This is a genomic window from Shewanella sp. SP1S1-7, from assembly GCF_031932105.1.
In the GTDB taxonomy this organism is placed as follows: Bacteria; Pseudomonadota; Gammaproteobacteria; order Enterobacterales; family Shewanellaceae; genus Shewanella; species Shewanella baltica.
Genome location: NZ_JAUOEU010000009.1, coordinates 106,509 through 123,470 on the forward strand (window position 1 = coordinate 106,509; position 16,962 = coordinate 123,470).

13 protein-coding genes and 3 tRNA genes are annotated in these 16,962 nt (G+C 45.2%); 4 read left to right on the forward strand and 12 right to left on the reverse strand.

What is annotated here, in order from left to right; all coding sequences use genetic code 11:
* Window positions 1–55: 55 nt before the first annotated feature.
* The 9 genes from Q4Q49_RS09705 to Q4Q49_RS09745 form a co-directional block, all read right to left on the reverse strand.
* Complete coding sequence (locus Q4Q49_RS09705) at window positions 56–1,921, reverse strand: SurA N-terminal domain-containing protein (RefSeq protein ID WP_006085367.1); 1,866 nt, start codon at window positions 1,919–1,921, stop codon at window positions 56–58.
* Between the two features lie 225 nt (window positions 1,922–2,146).
* Window positions 2,147–2,419, reverse strand: coding sequence for a nucleoid-associated protein HU-beta (hupB, locus tag Q4Q49_RS09710; RefSeq protein WP_006081127.1), 273 nt, complete (start codon window positions 2,417–2,419; stop codon window positions 2,147–2,149).
* Window positions 2,420–2,678: 259 nt separating this feature from the next.
* Window positions 2,679–5,036 carry an endopeptidase La gene (lon, locus tag Q4Q49_RS09715; protein WP_071938997.1) on the reverse strand — a complete coding sequence of 786 codons (2,358 nt, stop codon included), beginning with the start codon at window positions 5,034–5,036 and terminating at the stop codon, window positions 2,679–2,681.
* Window positions 5,037–5,168: 132 nt separating this feature from the next.
* Window positions 5,169–6,449 (reverse strand): ATP-dependent protease ATP-binding subunit ClpX, encoded by a 1,281-nt coding sequence (clpX, locus tag Q4Q49_RS09720; protein WP_006081125.1) that lies wholly within the window; start codon window positions 6,447–6,449, stop codon window positions 5,169–5,171.
* 84 nt (window positions 6,450–6,533) lie between these two features.
* Entirely contained in the window at window positions 6,534–7,142 is a 609-nt protein-coding gene (gene clpP, locus Q4Q49_RS09725) for an ATP-dependent Clp endopeptidase proteolytic subunit ClpP (protein ID WP_006081124.1), read from the reverse strand.
* Between the two features lie 89 nt (window positions 7,143–7,231).
* Entirely contained in the window at window positions 7,232–8,536 is a 1,305-nt protein-coding gene (gene tig / locus Q4Q49_RS09730) for a trigger factor (protein ID WP_006085365.1), read from the reverse strand.
* 262 nt (window positions 8,537–8,798) lie between these two features.
* Window positions 8,799–8,874 (reverse strand) — tRNA-His (locus Q4Q49_RS09735).
* A 9-nt stretch (window positions 8,875–8,883) separates the two neighbouring features.
* A tRNA-Arg gene (locus tag Q4Q49_RS09740) sits at window positions 8,884–8,960 on the reverse strand.
* Window positions 8,961–9,077: 117 nt separating this feature from the next.
* A tRNA-Pro gene (locus tag Q4Q49_RS09745) sits at window positions 9,078–9,154 on the reverse strand.
* Window positions 9,155–9,422: 268 nt separating this feature from the next.
* On the opposite strand from Q4Q49_RS09745, the gene folD reads away from it, so the two are divergent.
* A complete protein-coding gene (folD, locus tag Q4Q49_RS09750; RefSeq protein WP_011846463.1) occupies window positions 9,423–10,277 on the forward strand; it encodes a bifunctional methylenetetrahydrofolate dehydrogenase/methenyltetrahydrofolate cyclohydrolase FolD in 855 nt (284 codons plus the stop codon).
* 116 nt (window positions 10,278–10,393) lie between these two features.
* Here folD and cysS read toward each other — a convergent pair whose 3' ends face one another.
* A complete protein-coding gene (gene cysS / locus Q4Q49_RS09755) occupies window positions 10,394–11,773 on the reverse strand; it encodes a cysteine--tRNA ligase (protein ID WP_311999227.1) in 1,380 nt (459 codons plus the stop codon).
* 140 nt (window positions 11,774–11,913) lie between these two features.
* Here cysS and Q4Q49_RS09760 point away from each other — a divergent pair, with 140 nt between their 5' ends.
* The gene (locus Q4Q49_RS09760) at window positions 11,914–12,408 is read left to right on the forward strand and encodes a peptidylprolyl isomerase (protein WP_106650139.1); all 495 of its coding nucleotides are present in this window, start codon (window positions 11,914–11,916) and stop codon (window positions 12,406–12,408) included.
* Between the two features lie 9 nt (window positions 12,409–12,417).
* Window positions 12,418–13,140 (forward strand): UDP-2,3-diacylglucosamine diphosphatase, encoded by a 723-nt coding sequence (locus tag Q4Q49_RS09765; protein WP_311999228.1) that lies wholly within the window; start codon window positions 12,418–12,420, stop codon window positions 13,138–13,140.
* A 126-nt stretch (window positions 13,141–13,266) separates the two neighbouring features.
* Here the strand turns inward: Q4Q49_RS09765 and miaE are convergent, their stop codons facing one another.
* Entirely contained in the window at window positions 13,267–14,037 is a 771-nt protein-coding gene (gene miaE, locus Q4Q49_RS09770) for a tRNA isopentenyl-2-thiomethyl-A-37 hydroxylase MiaE (protein WP_311999229.1), read from the reverse strand.
* Window positions 14,038–14,320: 283 nt separating this feature from the next.
* Between miaE and Q4Q49_RS09775 the strand changes: the two genes are divergently transcribed.
* Complete coding sequence (locus Q4Q49_RS09775; RefSeq protein ID WP_006081117.1) at window positions 14,321–14,917, forward strand: Yip1 family protein; 597 nt, start codon at window positions 14,321–14,323, stop codon at window positions 14,915–14,917.
* Between the two features lie 199 nt (window positions 14,918–15,116).
* Here Q4Q49_RS09775 and glnS read toward each other — a convergent pair whose 3' ends face one another.
* Window positions 15,117–16,787 (reverse strand): glutamine--tRNA ligase, encoded by a 1,671-nt coding sequence (gene glnS, locus Q4Q49_RS09780; RefSeq protein ID WP_006081116.1) that lies wholly within the window; start codon window positions 16,785–16,787, stop codon window positions 15,117–15,119.
* Window positions 16,788–16,962 lie beyond the last annotated feature (175 nt).

The following is a 16,962-nucleotide window of genomic DNA, read 5'->3' on the forward strand; positions in this document are numbered from 1 at the left end:
TTTAATCGAAGTTTACAAGTAGGATAACCAGTTCAACGCGCTATCCTCGCTTAAATCATTCTTCTACAGGGTAAAGCACCTTGGCATTGGCTTTAAGTGAGTCTATCAAGCCACGGTAGTCTGCTTCGCTGTATTGTGCGTTCAGGCGTTGTTTAAGCGCATTCACCAGCTCATCACTCACACCCTCAGCAGCGTTGACTTTATCTAGCGCAACCACGGCATAACCATTTGCTAAACCCACGGTATCGACAACTGGAGAAGTACTTGGCGTTGGCATTTGGAACGCTTTGCCTACAATAGCAGCATCAACATCTTGCGCGCCGCGGCCTAGTTTTGCTTTAGCCACTAAACCAAGATCCATTGCACCGGCTTTAACTTGTGCCATCAGCTCTTGTGCTTTCGCACGGGCGGCTTCGTTTGCTTGATCTTGCTTCAAACGTTCGGCGATATTGGCTTTCACTTCCGCTAAGGCCAAAGTGCCCGCATCGTGATGTTCCTTCACACGAACCACCACCACGTGGTTAGGTTCAAGCTCAATCACTTCACTGTTTAACCCTTTCAGCATAACAGTTTCAGAGAACGCAGCTTTAACTAAGTCTGGCTTGTTCAGCGCAGCAGGAACGTTATCGCGAGAGAACAGTGGAGTCGTCTTAATATCGACGCCCACAGCTTTAGCGGTTTCAGATAATGTATCTGGCACTTCATAGCTAGTATCAGCCAATTTGCTTTGTAAGCTATAGAATTGATCAACCGCTTTCTTATCTTGCAATTGCGCCACTATCTTAGCTTTTACATCGGCAAAGGGTACAGTCACACCAGGTTGCACATCTAATAGCTTGATAATGTGGAAACCAAAGTCAGTTTTAACTACCGCTGAATGTTGGCCTTTGTTCAATGCAAATAATGCAGCATCGAAAGCGGGGTCCATCACACCTGGTTCAAACCAATCCAGTTTACCGCCCTGCTCTGCACTCAAGGTATCGTCAGAGTTAGCTTTAGCCAGATCAGCAAAATCGGCACCGCTGTCTAATTGCTTCGCTAAATCTTCAGCCTTGGCTTTTGCAGCCGCTTCATCGCTACCTGGCATAACCAGAATATGTGCGGCAAGACGCTTCTCATTAGACACGTATTGCGCTTTATGTTCTTCGTAATAAGCTTGCGCTTCTTCGTCAGAAACTGGGTTATTTTTAGCAAAATCAGCCGCATTCAGCTCAACATATTCTAAGCTCACCATTTCAGGGCTCATAAACTGCCCTTGGTTTGCGTCATAATAGTTTTTCACTTGCTCGTCAGTCACAACCGCTGTCGCTAAGAATGGCGCAGAATCAACGACTAAATAGCGCACATCGCGAGTTTGGCCTTGTAACTCAGCTAACTGCTTAGCTTCGCCAGCTAACACAAATTCAGTACCAACTAGCGCAGCCGTTAACTGACGACGGGTCATATCGACGCGCATCATGTCTCTGAACGCCTGTGGTTGATAACCTAACTGACGTAGAATCGCCTGATAACGATCGTTATCAAACTTGCCATCGGTTTGGAATGCGGGTTCAGTTTTAACGGCTGCAATGATCTGTTCGTCAGATACACGCAACCCCATAGCCTTAGCCGCTTGATCTATCAGTTTGTCAGCCACTAAGCGCTCTAATACGCTCTGCTTAATGCTTTGTAGATATTTTTCGTCAGCAGATAACGCAGCAAACATCTCACCTAGCTGTTGCTCCATACGAGAGCGCTCGCTTTGGTAAGCCTGCTCAAGCTCGGCTTTAGTGATTATGTCACCGTTCACTTCTGCTGCAGGCACATCAGTTGTAGAACCTAAGTAACTGCTGACTCCTGCAAATGCAAAAGATAAAATCACAAGTACGAGAATGCCTTTAGCAATCACGCCTTGCGAACCATCGCGGATCTTTTCTAACATCAGATTTCTCGCTTGTTGCGATTAACAAAATAAAAAGGCGCATCGGTTTGAGATGCGCCTTTCTGTAATTTATGGGGAATATTCAGACGCTACCACAGGTAAATTCTAAAACCCCGAGTAATGGTAGAAATTAAGCTTCATATTCCATTACTTTCAATTCGTAAAAAGCACTGATAAACAGTGCTTGTCATTACGAATGCCTTACAAAGGCTACGATATTAATGATTAATTAACAGCGTCTTTCAGTGCTTTACCAGCTTTGAATGCTGGAATTTTAGCTGCTGCGATTTTGATTTCTTCACCCGTTTGTGGGTTGCGACCAGTTCGCTCAGCGCGTTCACGCACTTCAAAAGTACCAAAACCAACAAGAGAAATTTTATCACCTTCTTTCAGACCTTCGGTCACAGCAGCGATAAAAGAATCCAGTGCACGGCCGGCAGCGGCTTTAGAAATGTCAGCACCAGATGCGATTTTCTCGATTAGTTCAGATTTGTTCATGTCATCCCCTTGAATGTAATTTTTTTGCGCCGCAACCAAATCCGTCTCTAGAGCGGTCTGCGGAGGCTTTTATAACAAGCTTGAATTCAAAGTTCAAGCTGAGTTCGAAAACCAAAGAAATAAAACTGGATACAGCTCAAAGCCAGTTGCGCCAAGGGCTTGGAGCAGCTGGCTCTCCACAGACCTAGGCTACCACAGGTCTACGCTTTGTTAAGCCCCTTTTTTCATTTTTTTTAACGTGATAGCGCAATTTCTTGCGTTATGCCAAGTTTTTAACCACTTCGAAGCCTTCAACCGGTCTTTCTAGGGCCAGTTTTAACACTTCATCGACCCAACGCACGGGACGAATTTCTAAATCGGCAATTACATTGGCAGGAATTTCTTCCAGATCACGCTCGTTTTCTTTTGGTATAAGCACTAATTTTATGCCGCCGCGGTGTGCTGCCAGCAGTTTTTCTTTCAAACCACCGATAGGTAACACTTCACCACGTAAGGTTATTTCACCTGTCATGGCCACGTCGCTACGCACTGGGTTACCCGTTAAGCTGGATACTAAAGCGGTACACATAGCCGCACCAGCCGATGGACCATCTTTTGGCGTTGCACCTTCTGGCACATGCACATGGATATCACGCTTCTCGTAGAAATCCGCATTGATGCCTAATTGTTCCGCACGGGCGCGAACAACTGTCATAGCCGCTTGAATCGACTCTTGCATCACGTCGCCAAGGGAACCGGTATAAGTTAATTTACCTTTACCAGGCACTGACGTTGCTTCAATCGTTAGCAGATCACCACCTACTTGTGTCCACGCTAAGCCTGTCACTTGACCGATTTGGTTCTTCGACTCAGCTTTACCGTAATCGAAGCGCTGCACGCCAAGGAATGACTTAAGGTTCTCTTGATTCACAGTGACAGATTTAACTGATTTATCGAGTAAAATCATTTTCACGACTTTACGGCAAATCTTAGACAATTCACGCTCAAGTGAACGCACGCCCGCTTCACGGGTGTAATAGCGGATAATGCCAACGATAGCGCTATCCTCGACTTTAATTTCAGCCGCTTTTAAGCCGTTGCGCTCAATTTGCTTATTCAGCAAATGTTGCTTAGCAATATTCAGCTTCTCGTCTTCGGTGTAACCCGACAAACGGATCACTTCCATACGGTCAAGTAGTGGCCCAGGAATGTCCATAGAGTTAGACGTTGCCACAAACATCACATCGGATAAGTCGTAATCGACTTCGAGGTAATGATCGTTAAAGGTCGCATTTTGCTCAGGATCTAACACTTCTAATAAAGCAGAAGCCGGATCGCCGCGCATGTCTGAACTCATCTTGTCGATTTCATCGAGCAAGAATAATGGGTTTTTCACGCCCACTTTAGCCATTTTTTGAATGACTTTACCTGGCATAGAACCAATATAAGTACGGCGATGACCACGGATTTCCGCTTCATCACGCACGCCGCCTAAAGCAACACGCACATACTTACGACCGGTCGCCTTAGCGATCGATTGACCCAAGGAAGTTTTACCCACACCTGGAGGTCCAACGAGACACAGGATTGGCCCTTTAAGCTGACGCACTCGGCTTTGGACTGCCAAATATTCCAAGATACGTTCTTTAACTTTTTCCAGACCAAAATGATCGGTATCGAGCACTTCTTGGGCTTTCGCTAAATCACGTTTGATTTTAGAGCGTTGGCTCCAAGGCACTGACGTCATCCAATCCACATAGCTGCGCACAACTGTGGCTTCTGCCGACATTGGCGACATCATGCGTAACTTATTAAGCTCAGCGAGGGCTTTTTCTTTCGCCTCGGCGGGCATGTTGGCCTCTTCAATCTTACGATTTAAGGCTTCAAACTCGTCATGACCTTCGTCTAAGTCACCCAGTTCTTTCTGGATGGCTTTCATCTGTTCGTTCAGATAGTACTCACGCTGACTTTTTTCCATCTGTTTTTTAACGCGGGTACGGATACGTTTCTCAACCTGCAATAGGTCGATCTCCGATTCCATCATCGCCATTAAATATTCCAGACGCTCGCCAACGTTGATCATCTCAAGCACAGATTGCTTATCTTCAAGCTTAAGTGGCATGTGTGCAGCCATAGTATCTGCCAGACGCGCCGCTTCATCGATACCCGATAAAGAGGTCAAGACTTCTGGCGGGATCTTTTTGTTCAGCTTGATATAACCTTCAAACTGACCAATAGCACTGCGCACTAACACTTCTTCTTCTTTGTCTTCCAGCGGTTCTGATTCCAGATACTCAGCCTTAGCCACAAAGAATTCTGTTTCTTGGGTGTAACGGGTAATACGGGCGCGACGACCGCCTTCTACCAACACTTTGACTGTGCCGTCTGGCAGCTTAAGTAACTGTAAAATAGAGGCAACCGTACCCACTTCGAAGATGTCATCTTTTGATGGTTCATCGAGTTCGGCATCACGCTGCGCCACTAAAATAATTTGCTTATCCTGCGCCATTGCGGTTTCGAGACATCGAATAGATTTTTCTCGTCCGACAAATAACGGAATTACCATATGGGGATAGACCACCACATCTCGCAGTGGCAGCACGGGGAGTTCGATATGCGCTTCACGCTCTTGGGTCATAGTTCGATTCCGTTTTGGTGAAATGGATTAATACTGGAGTATATTGGGACGCTTTATTGAGTTTCAATGGCTAATACGAAAAAAGGAGTCCATTGGACTCCTTGTTTTTCAGTTTATTAGCAATCAGTACAATTATTGCTCGCCAGAGGCTGCTTGGGCTTCATTGTGCTCATAAATCAGGATAGGTGCAGATTCACCTTTCACCACTGATTCATCGACAACGGCCTTCACAACACCATCGACTGAAGGAATATCGTACATAGTATCCAGTAGAATACTTTCAACGATTGAGCGTAAACCACGGGCACCTGTCTTACGTGACATCGCCTTGTGTGCTATCGCTTTAAGTGCATCTTCGCGGAACTCAAGCTCGACGCCTTCCATCTCAAATAACGCACTGTACTGCTTAGTCAGGGCATTTTTAGGTTGAGATAAAATTTGCACTAGGGCTTCTTCATCTAGCTCAGTCAGAGTCGCAACCACAGGTAGACGGCCGATAAACTCAGGAATTAAGCCATATTTGACCAAATCGCCAGGTTCAACTTGAGTTAAGGTTTCAGAAATCGTCGCCTTCTCTTTTTCGCCTTTTACCTGAGCACCAAAACCGATGCCCGAACCCACGTGTGCACGTTGCTCAATCACTTTCTCAAGCCCTGCAAACGCACCGCCACAGATAAAAAGGATCTTAGAAGTATCGACTTGTAAGAATTCTTGCTGTGGATGCTTACGGCCACCTTGTGGTGGAACCGCGGCAACAGTACCTTCAATCAGCTTAAGCAGCGCTTGCTGCACGCCCTCACCCGATACGTCACGGGTGATCGATGGATTGTCTGACTTACGGCTAATTTTATCAATTTCATCGATATAAACGATACCACGCTGCGCTTTCTCTACATCGTAGTCGCACTTTTGCAGCAACTTTTGAATGATGTTTTCAACGTCTTCACCCACATAACCCGCTTCAGTCAGTGTCGTGGCATCGGCCATAGTGAAAGGTACATTGAGTGAACGCGCAAGGGTTTCAGCTAACAGCGTCTTACCGCTACCCGTTGGACCGATAAGCAAAATGTTACTCTTACCCAGCTCGATACCATCTTTAGGCGACGCATTTTTCAAACGCTTATAGTGATTATACACTGCCACAGATAGCACTTTCTTCGCCCTGTCTTGGCCAATCACATAATCGTCTAAATGTGCACGCAACTCATGTGGTGTCGGTAACTTATCGCTATCGCGCTTTGGAGAGATTTCTTTAATCTCTTCGCGAATGATGTCGTTACATAACTCAACACATTCGTCGCATACATACACTGATGGGCCAGCAATGAGTTTTCTGACTTCATGCTGGCTCTTTCCGCAAAAAGAGCAGTACAGCAATTTACCGCTGTCACCATTATTTTTGTTGTCGCCCATTAATTACCTCATTTGCAGTCTGCTCTACTGCCTGTCTTAAATTTGCTTAACCTTTACAGAGCATAGCTCAGTCAAAAGCAAAAATCAGCCGCGTTTCGTCATCACAGAGTCAACTAAGCCATATTCGACGGCTTGAGTCGCGCTCATGAAGTTGTCACGATCGGTATCGCGTTCAACCACTTCGAGCGGTTGGCCAGTGTGCTCGGCTAACATTTGGTTAAGCTTATTCTTAATGCCTAAGATTTCTTTGGCATGGATAGCGATGTCAGAAGCTTGACCTTGGAAACCACCCAGTGGTTGATGGATCATCACGCGAGAGTTTGGTAAACAGTGACGTTTGCCCTTCTCACCACCGGCTAATAAGAAAGCGCCCATGCTGGCCGCTTGGCCGATACAGACAGTGCTAACATTCGGTTTGATAAACTGCATGGTATCATAAATCGCCATGCCTGCGGTGACTGAGCCACCTGGAGAGTTAATGTATAAAAAGATATCTTTATCTGGGCTTTCTGATTCTAAGAATAATAGTTGCGCCACGATAAGGTTTGCCATGTGTTCTTCAACTTGACCTACCAAAAAGATAATCCGCTCTTTCAACAAACGAGAATAAATATCGTATGAGCGTTCACCCTTAGCAGTCTGTTCGATCACCATAGGCACTAAAGCACTTTGTATGTCTGACGCATTATGCATTATTCACTTCCCTAAATAAAAATGGCTCGCATGAGGAGCCTCATACGAGCCATTATAAATGGCGAACAGCTAATCAAGTCAAGCTTAGCTTATGCGCGACCAGTAGCCTTGTTCATAAATTCTTCAAAAGCGACTTCTTTTTCGGTCACTTTGGCAGATTTCAACAGTGCTTCAACTGCTTGCTCTTCTAAAGCAACGTTGCGCATGTTTTGCATCAGCTCTTTGTTGCTGTTGTAATAAGCAACAACTTCACTTGGATCTTCGTAGGCAGAAGCCATAGAAGCGATCAAGCCTTGTACGCGTTCGTCTTCTGCTTTCAGTTCGTTAGTCTTGATGACTTCGCCTAATAACAGACCGATTTTAACGCGACGTGCAGCTTGTTCAGTGAACAATTCAGCTGGCAGTTCAGGCATGTTGGCCGTTTGATTGCCAAAACGTTGCATTGCTTGTTGACGCAGTACGTTAACTTCGCCATCGATCAGTGCTTTTGGCAAAGTGATGTCGTTGTTCGCTAACAGACCGTTGATCACTTGCTCTTTCACGTTAGCTTTTAACGCTTGCTCAAGTTCACGGTTCATATTTTTACGGATTTCAGCTTTAAGGGCTTCTAAGCCACCTTCGCTGATACCGAACAGAGCAGCAAACTCATCGTTTACTTCTGGCAGGTTAGCGGCTTGAACTTCAGTCAGCGTAATCGCGAACTTAGCGGCTTTACCTTTCAGGTTTTCAGCGTGATATTCTTCTGGGAAGTTCACGTCGATAACAAATTCTTCACCCGCTTTGTGACCTAAAATACCCGCTTCAAAACCAGGGATCATACGGCCGCTGCCTAATTGCAGTTCGAAATCGTCAGCTTTGCCGCCTTCAAATTCTTCACCATCAACTGAGCCAACAAAGTTCATTTTCACTTTGTCGCCATCGGCAGCTTCACGTTCAACAGCAGCGAAAGTTGCGTGTTGTTTACGTAGCGTTTCAATCATAGTGTCAACGTCAGCGTCAGTCACTTCAGCTTTTGGTTGTTCTACTTCGATTGCATCTAAGCCTTTCAGCTCAACTTCTGGATAGATTTCAAAGGTAGCGATAAATTCGAACTTTTCGCCATCAGTTGAACCAGGAACAAAAGTCGGTGCACCGGCTGGGTTTAACTTCTCAGCAATAATTGCTTCGATGAAGTTACGTTGCATCACTTCACCCATGATGTCTTGACGAATCGCTGCGCCGTAACGTTTGTTAATCACAGTAATAGGCACTTTACCAGGACGGAAACCTGGGATACGAGCACGCTTAGCTTCACGTTGTAAACTGTCTTTAACCAGCTTTTCAATTTGTTCAGCAGGAACAGAAATGGTCAGGCGACGCTCTAGGCCTTGGGTTGCTTCAACAGAAACTTGCATTGTTTTACCTCGAAATTTGTCTAACGTCCTTTGTAATAGCCGATTCATCAACTATTCAGGTATTCGTTTCTTGATCATTAAATTTGACTACAATGCCCACCACTACTGGCTTTAGGCACAGGTCGCTCATAGTTGATATCTATCAAGACGCGACATTATAGCCACCGTTTTCTGCAGAGTCGAGCCTCAACAGCCGAATCTGGGGTATAAAAAAAGCGACACAAGGTCGCTTTTTTTAATTTGTACTCAAAGTACTAAAGAATGGGGTGACTGATGGGGCTCGAACCCACGACAACCGGAATCACAATCCGGGACTCTACCAACTGAGCTACAATCACCACTGAAACTGGTACGCCCGGCAGGATTCGAACCTGCGACCACCCGCTTAGAAGGCGGGTGCTCTATCCAACTGAGCTACGGGCGCATGGTTTACATAACTTTCTGTATCCTAACCGATTTTGGAAAGCACTTAGCTAACCCTACCATTCGCTTATTTGAGTTCAAATTATCTTTAAATTCATTGAAGCAAACAATAATAAAGTGGTCGGTGATAGAGGATTCGAACCTCTGACCCTCTGGTCCCAAACCAGATGCGCTACCGGGCTGCGCTAATCACCGAAGGTCTTACATAACATTTTCAGTGCTAGATGAATACATCTGCCTGAGAACGGAGCGCATCTTATCCCCTCACTTTACAACCGTCAACGATTTTTTTATTGATTGACTCTAGGTGCTGAATTATCAGGCTAATCCGGTTTTTTTTATCCATTTGGCGACGGCTTTAACCATGACACAGTAGCTGTGCCCTGTTAAAATAGCCGCGATTGCCAATCTCTGTGTTAACTACTGTTTTAACCATCGCCCATATAAAGGATATCCTACACCCATGACAGCCCAAATAATCGACGGCAAGGCGATTGCTCAATCCATCCGCACTAAGCTCAGCGAAAAAGTCACCGCCCGCAAAGAGGCTGGACAGCGCATTCCGGGTTTAGCCGTAGTATTAGTGGGAGCCGATCCGGCATCACAGGTTTATGTTGGAAGCAAACGTAAGGCCTGTGAAGAAGTTGGATTTATTTCTCGTTCATACGATTTAGAAACAAGTTGCAGTGAAGATGAGTTGCTGAGCCTTATTGATAGTCTGAATGATGATCCGACCATCGATGGCATTTTGGTGCAACTGCCACTACCCGCCCATATCGAAGATTCAAAAGTCATCGAACGTATTCGCCCAGATAAAGATGTCGATGGATTTCACCCGTACAACGTTGGCCGTTTAGCACAGCGTATTCCGGTGCTGCGCTCTTGCACGCCAATGGGCATAATGACACTCATCAAATCTACCGGCGTTGATACCTATGGTTTAGATGCTGTCGTGGTTGGTGCGTCTAATATTGTCGGCCGCCCTATGACGTTAGAATTACTGTTGGCGGGTTGCACTACGACCACTTGCCACCGCTTCACGAAGAATCTTGAGCAAAAAATTCGTATCGCAGATCTCGTGGTTGTCGCAGTCGGTAAACCCGGCTTCATTCCTGGTGAGTGGATAAAGCCCGGCGCTATTGTCATTGACGTAGGCATTAACCGTTTAGATAACGGCACCTTAGTCGGCGATGTGCAATATGACGTAGCGGCGCAAAATGCCAGTTTTATCACTCCAGTCCCAGGCGGAGTTGGTCCGATGACGATTGCGAGTCTATTGGAAAACACCTTATACGCTGCCGAGCAATATCACGACTAAGTTCTAAGTTCTAAGTTCTAAGTTCTAAAGTTCTTCAGCCATAAAAAAACCTGCATGATGCAGGTTTTTTTATGGCTGAAGATTTCGTCTAGATGAGAGAAAACAACTAACTAAGCTTATTTCTTACGCCAAGTGGTGCCACTTGGGCCATCTTCGAGCTCAACACCTAACTCATTCAAACGGTTACGCGCCACATCCGCAGCAGCCCAATCCTTTTCAGTACGAGCACGGTTACGTTCAACGATTAAAGCTTCGATTTCAGCCACTTCATCATCACTACCGCCGCCTTGGAAGAAAGCCTCTGGCTCTTGGCTTAATAAGCCTAAAACATCTGCTAATTGCTTCAAGGTGACTGCTAATGCCGATGCCTGTGCCATATCGGTCAGTTTTAAACGATTGATCTCACGCACCATGTCAAACAGGACTGAATAGGCTTCAGGTGTATTAAAGTCATCATCCATCGCCGCTTTAAATTTCGCGACAAACTCTTCTGCTGGCGCCGCAGCGACAGTCAAGTCGACATCTTTAATAGCCGTATACAAACGCTCTAAAGCTGAGCGAGCTTGTTTCAAGTTATCTTCTGAATAGTTCAGTTGGCTACGATAATGGCCAGATAACAGGAAATAACGCACAGTTTCAGCATCATAGTGACCAAGTACATCGCGAATAGTGAAGAAGTTGCCTAACGACTTAGACATTTTTTCACGGTCAACCATCACCATGCCAGTGTGCATCCAATAGTTCACGTATGGGGTGTCATGGGCACAGCAAGACTGGGCGATTTCATTCTCATGGTGCGGGAACTGTAAGTCAGAGCCGCCGCCATGAATATCGAAATGTAGACCTAGATGTTTGCTGTTCATGGCCGAACATTCAATATGCCAGCCAGGACGACCCGGTCCCCATGGCGATTCCCACGTCGGTTCGCCAGGTTTAGACATTTTCCACAACACAAAATCCATTGGATTTTGTTTGGTTTCGTCCACTTCAACCCGAGCACCGGCTTGCAGTTGATCTAAATTCTGACCCGATAAACGGCCGTAATCAGGGTAGGAAGCCACGCTGAAAAGCACATCACCATCGCTCGCCACATAGGCATGGTCACGGGCGAGTAATAACTCAACCATGTCGATGATTTCGGCAATATGCAGGGTTGCGCGCGGTTCAAAGTCGGGGCGCAACATATTTAAGGCATCGAAGTCTTGATGCATTTCACCGATCAAACGCTCGGTTAAGGCTTCACAGCTTTCGTTATTCTCGTTAGCGCGCTTGATAATTTTGTCATCAACATCGGTGATATTGCGCTGAAAATTCACTTCATAACCCGCGTAACGCAGGTAGCGCACTATCATGTCAAAGGAAACAAAAGTACGGCCATGACCAATATGACAGAGATCGTATATGGTCACACCACACACGTACATCCCGATTTTTCCGGGAGTAATCGGCTTAAATTCCTGTTTTTGGCGGGTAATACTGTTGTAAATCTTCAACATCGATATTCTCTTCAATGATACATTCAGGTGTAAAATCAAGGAGTCAGTCTATCACGGCCTGACAGGTTTTGAATACTGCACTTTGCGCGCAATCCGAGATAAGTTAGAATCGCGCCACTATTTACAGAGAGTATGAAAACATGATCACATTACACACCAATTTGGGCGACATTAAACTGCAACTGAACGCTGAAAAAGCGCCGTTAACAGTGGCAAACTTCATGAAATATGTTGACGAAGGTTTCTTCGACGGCACTATCTTCCACCGTGTGATTGACGGTTTCATGATCCAAGGTGGTGGCTTCAACGAAGACATGAGCCAAAAACGTTGTAACGAGCCAGTAAAGAACGAAGCCAATAACGGTTTATCAAACCGTACTGGTACTGTAGCTATGGCGCGTACTTCTGATCCACATTCGGCCACTGCGCAGTTCTTCATTAACGTGAACGACAACACTTTCCTCGATTTTAAATCAGAAACCTCACAGGGCTGGGGCTACTGCGTATTCGGCGAAGTTGTTGAAGGCATGGATATTATCGAAAAAATCAAAGCAGTTAGTACAGGTAACCGTGGGATGCATCAAGATGTACCATTAGAAGCTGTAGTGATTGAAAAAGTCAGCGTTGCGGCATAATCCCTGCGAATGCGAACTTTATTTATAGGCGATCTGCACCTAAGTGCAGATCGTCTTGATATCACCCAAGCGTTCACTCGCTTCCTCGACACTGAACTCGATGATGCCGACGCCCTTTATATCCTAGGTGATTTGTTTGAAGTCTGGGTTGGCGATGATATTGCATTGCCTTTTGCCCTCGAACTCGCCGAAAAACTCAAGCAAGTATCGCAAAAGCTGCCAGTGTATTTCATCCACGGCAACCGTGACTTTATGTTAGGCAAGCAGTATGCGCGCGCCGCAGGAATGCAAATCTTACCCGAAGTGAAGTGCCTGAATTTATACGGCATAGAGACGGTTATCTTACACGGCGACAGCTTGTGTACTTTAGATAAAGCCTACCAGCGCTTTCGGAAACTGCGCAGTTTGTCACTGGCGCGTCGGCTATATGGTTGTTTATCCAAGAAAACTCGTCAGGGCATTGCCGATAAAATTCGCAGCAATAGCAAAAGTAGCAATCAGCAAAAAAGCTACACCATCATGGATGTGGAGCCCAATGCGGTCGATGCGTTATTTGCCAAGACCCACACTAAACATATGATCCACGGTCATACCCACAGACCCGCCATTCATCAACTTGCCAATGGCTGTCAACGTATTGTGGTGGGCGATTGGTATGAGCAAGGCAGTGTACTGAGTGTGAGCGCCGAAGGGATTAATTTGCAGTCCTTACCCTTCGAGCAGGCAACTTAAATTAGCTTGCTTTTATTAGCCTTGTTTCAGCTTAAAGAGGCTTCATATTAACGGTTCGAGCGAACCGTTAATCGTTTTAGCTATATCGACTTAATTCATCAATTTTTAAAAAGAAGGTGCTTCAAATCAATTTGCTAGCGGCGATCCACTATGGAAACGAAACTCATCATCCTGCGCCAGAATCAACTCAGCCTCTAACTCACCAAAGTACCTTACGCGCTCGCTAATATCCTCAGGTGAAACCAACTGTGCTAATGCAAGATAATCTTGATAGTGGCGGGCTTCAGAGCGCAGCAGTGACACATAAAACTTACTCAGCTCACCGTCTAAATAGGGCGCCAACTTAGCAAAACGCTCGCACGAACGCGCCTCAATATACGCCCCCACAATCAGCTTATCCCGCAGGATATCTTTCTCATGGGTGGTTACATAGCTCATCATGCCTTTGGCATAACGGCCTGCGCGAATATTACGATACTCAATGCTGCGTTTGTGCATCAATTCCAATACTTGCTCAAAATGATGAAACTCTTCTTTAATCAAGCGGATTAAAGGTGAAACCAAATTAGCGGCAAACTTAAAGTTTAGCTTAGGCATAAGTTCGGCCACCAGCTCATTCTTTTTCACATCGCGCGCCAGAAAGCTCTCCACATCATGATCTTGCGAATAGATAAACTCTTCATAGGGTTTAGCCCACGCCAACAGAGCTCGACCACTGTCTTTATCTAACGCATATTTTCGTAGCAAAAATATCGCCGTCTGGGCCGCTTTTAACTCACAGTTACAATGATCGATAAGCAACTCATCCAAGGAATCTGATTTTATCGCGACATCAATCCAAGTTTGCGGTGTTTCACAGCGAAGAAACGCGTGGATGGGGGCAAGAAGTTGCTGCATGGACTCACTCAATCTCATTCTGAATATCGCGCTATTTTACGCATATTTACTCATAAGCTATAGCATTAGGCTTCAGTAAACTTGACGCGCTGAACTTTTTGTTCAATAAATAATCTACACTCTAAAGAACTGAGATCCTGATCACACAGCCTCTCACTTCTGTATGTGTCACCAATCGTCAGTTAAAGGAACAGGACACCATTTTAACCTCGATTGTGGAGCTGTTATCAGCTCGTCTGACGTTTGGCGAGCCATTCATCAATGCTGAACAAGGATAATTATAATGATACTGAATCACTTAATGGGGCTATACACTCATCCTAAACAAGAGTGGCACACAATTGAGAAAAACCATGAGGCACTAAAAAGTAGCTTAAGTCATGTGGTGCTGATCGCTTTAATCCCAGCGATTTGCAGTTATATTGCTACGGCTTATATTGGCTGGAATCCAGGCGCTGGCGATCCTATTTACCTCACACCTCAAAGCGCCATGTTTATGTCAGCTGGCATGTATTTAGGCCTAATTGCGGGCGTATTCGCCCTCGCCTATTTGGCCTATTGGATGGCAAAAACCTTCGATGCAAACCCAACCTACACCCAAGCGTTAGAACTCGCGTCCTACACAGCTACACCATTGTTTATGGTCGGTTTAGCCGCCTTGTATCCAGTGCTGTGGTTTATCATGATCGTGGGATTGATTGGTCTGGCTTACTCAGTCTACTTACTGTACGCGGGTGTGCCGATTATTATGAATATCCCTGAAGAGAAAGGCTTTATCTATGCCAGCTCTATGGTGACCGCTGGTTTAGTGTTGTTAGTAGGGCTAATGGCAACCAGCGTTATTTTATGGAGCCTAGGTTTTGGTCCTATGTATCAATAACAACTCAAATTAACTGTAATTCACACCAGCCAATAGCTTTATCGCTGATTAATAAAATAAAAAAAGAAGGCCTAAAAGGCCTTCTTTTTTGGGTCTGATTAATGATCAGAACAACCTAGCTTAATTCAACTTAGCTTAATTGAGTTGAACTGTTTGACTCATTTCATCAAACCAATTCAATCAAGCTAATACTATCAAATCACTCGAAAGAATCACGCAGCGCTACGGTTAAGTTAAACACGAGTTTATCAGCTGATGAATCTTTGCTGTCAGCGCAGAAATATCCTTCACGCTCAAACTGATAAGCTTTTTCTGCTGGTGCATTCACTAGGCTTGCTTCAGCAAAACCGTGCACTACCACTAAGGATTCAGGGTTTAATACTTCGTCCACAGTCTCTGCCGCAGCAGGATTAGGATCGGTAAATAAACGCTGATAGAGACGGAATTCAGCTGGTTTAGCAGTAGATGCCTCAACCCAATGGATCACACCTTTAACTTTACGGCCATCAGCAGGATTTTTACCTAAGGTTTCAGGATCATAAGTGCAGTAAACCGTCGTGATATTGCCTTCGCTGTCTTTGTCACAACGCTCAGCTTTAATCACATAGGCATTACGTAAACGCACTTCCTTACCTGTCACAAGGCGTTTGTATTGCTTGTTGGCTTCTTCTCTAAAGTCAGCCACATCAATCAATATTTCACGGCCAAAGGCTAATTCGCGTGTCCCCATGCTCTCATCATTTGGATGAGCGGCCGCTTGAATATACTCAAGTTCACCTTCAGCATAGTTTTCGATGATCACTTTCAATGGACGTAATACAGCCATCGCACGCGGTGCATGTTCGTTCAATTCTTCACGAATACACGCATCTAACATGCCGACTTCAATCATATTCTCTTGCTTAGTCACGCCGATACGTTGGCAAAACTCGCGAATTGACGCAGGCGTGTAACCACGGCGACGCAGGCCAGCAATCGTTGGCATACGTGGGTCGTCCCAACCTGACACGAGTTTACGGGTCACAAGATCGTTTAGCTTACGCTTAGACATCAAGGTATATTCAAGATTTAAGCGTGAAAACTCGTATTGACGAGTACGATTCGGCGCTTGAAAATCATTCAAATTATCCAACACCCAGTCGTATAAACGACGGTTGTCTTGGAACTCTAAAGTACATAAAGAGTGGGTAATGTGTTCTAACGCATCAGAAATACAATGGGTAAAGTCGTACATTGGGTAAATGCACCACTTATCACCCGTTTGGTGGTGATGGGCAAAACGAATACGGTAGATGATAGGATCGCGCATACACATGAATGGCGACGCCATATCAATTTTGGCACGCAGCGCACACTCACCTTCTTTAAAACCACCGTCGCGCATCTTAGCGAACAAGGCAAGATTCTCTTCGACTGATGTGTCGCGGAAAGGACTGTTTTTACCTGGCTCTTTTAACGTGCCACGGTATTCGCGAGTTTCATCAGCATTCAAGAAACACACATAAGCCAAACCTTTGTTGATCAGTTCAACTGCATATTGATGTAACTGATCAAAATAGTTTGATGAATAGCGTACATCGCCATCCCACTGGAATCCAAGCCAACGCACATCCGCCTGAATAGAATTAACATAATCAATGTCTTCTTTTTCAGGATTAGTATCGTCAAAACGTAAATTACACAGACCGTTATAGTCTCGCGCTATCCCAAAATTTAAGCAGATAGATTTAGCATGACCAATATGAAGATAGCCATTAGGTTCCGGCGGGAAACGAGTCTGTACACTCGTGTGCTTACCGCTTTGTAAATCTTCATCTATGATATTACGAATAAAGTTACTCGGACGTACTTCAGTGTCCACATGACTCATGGAATTCCTCTTTGCGAACAATGGCAATTTTAAGAAAACCAGCATGATCCTACAGATCACTACTAGTTACAATGCCTAGTGCTAAAAACTATGGTTTTTGACCGGCTGGGTTATAACCGCGATAGTAAAACAATAAAAGCAGCCATGAAAGCTGCTTTTATCTTTGACCTAACTA